Origin of the sequence: Nocardia farcinica (assembly GCF_029867845.1) — a bacterium.
Lineage (GTDB): Bacteria > Actinomycetota > Actinomycetes > Mycobacteriales > Mycobacteriaceae > Nocardia > Nocardia farcinica_A.
On the sequence record NZ_JARWRU010000522.1, the window covers coordinates 1 to 1,355 of the forward strand.

The following is a 1,355-nucleotide window of genomic DNA, read 5'->3' on the forward strand; positions in this document are numbered from 1 at the left end:
CGCCGGAGAAGGCCGCCGAGATCTGCGATGTGCCGGTGGCCGACCTGCGCGCGGCGGCCCGGCTGCTCGGCACCGCCCGGCGGCTGCTGTCGACGGTGTTGCAGGGCTTCTACCAGTCCCATCAGGCCACCGCGGCGGCGGTCCAGGTCAACAACGTGCACCTGCTGCGCGGCATGCTCGGCCGGCCCGGCTGCGGAATCCTGCAGATGAACGGTCAGCCCACCGCCCAGAACACCCGCGAGTGCGGCGCAGACGGCGACCTGCCCGGCTTCCGCAACTGGGCGAACGACGCGCACGTGCGCGAACTGGCCGAGGTGTGGCACATCGACCCGATGCGCATCCCGCACTACAGCGCCCCCACCCATCTCATGCAGATGATGCGCTACGTGGAGGACGGATCGATCCGCTTGCTGTATGTCAGCGGCACCAATCCGGCGGTGTCGCTGCCGGAACTGGCACGGGTGCGCGGCATCCTCGGCCAGGACCGCCTGTTCCTGGTCGTGCAGGACATCTTCCTGTCCGAGACCGCGCAGCTGGCCGACGTGGTGCTGCCCGCCGCCACCTGGGGCGAGAAGACGGGGACGTTCACCAATGCCGACCGCACCGTGCATCTGTCGGAACGGGCGGTCGACCCGCCCGGGCAAGCCCGCCCCGACCTGGACATCTTCCTCGACTACGCCCGTCGGCTCGACCTGACCGACAAGGACGGCGCGCCACTGGTGAAGTGGCGCACCCCCGAAGAAGCGTTCCAGGCGTGGCAGCGGTGCTCGGCCGGGCGACCGTGCGACTACACCGGTCTGTCCTATGACATGCTGCGCGAACGTGGCGGCATCCAGTGGCCGTGCACCGCCGAACACCCCGACGGCACTGAACGCCTCTACGCCGACGGCGCCTTCTTCGCCGACCCGGACTACTGCGAGAGCTACGGCAGGGACCTGATCACCGGCGCGCCGCTGGAGCCGACCGAGTATCGCGCGATGAACCCGGCGGGCAAGGCGATCATCAAAGCGGCCGAATATCTGCCGCCGCACGAGACCGTCTCCGACGACTACCCGCTGCACCTGGTGACCGGCCGCACCCTCTACCACTTCCACACCCGCACCAAGACCGGACGGGCGCCGCAGTTGCAGGCCGCCGCACCACAGGTGTGGGTGGAGATGTCCGACGAGGACGCCCGGCGCCACGACTTCGACGAGGGCGACCTGCTGTGCGTCACCACACCGCGCGGCTCGGTCACCGCCCGGCTGCGGGTCAGCGGCATCCGTCCCGGTGTGCTGTTCCTGCCGTTCCACTACGGCTACTGGGACACCCCCGCCGGGCACGAGCCGGACGGGCACGGTCGGGCGGCCAACGAA

The 1,355-nt window shown here is 70.1% G+C and carries 1 protein-coding gene; it reads left to right on the forward strand.

All coding sequences use genetic code 11. From position 1 onward, the window contains the following. A partial coding sequence (locus QH283_RS11305; RefSeq protein WP_280502965.1) for a molybdopterin oxidoreductase family protein occupies nt 1-1,355 on the forward strand: 1,355 nt, incomplete at both ends.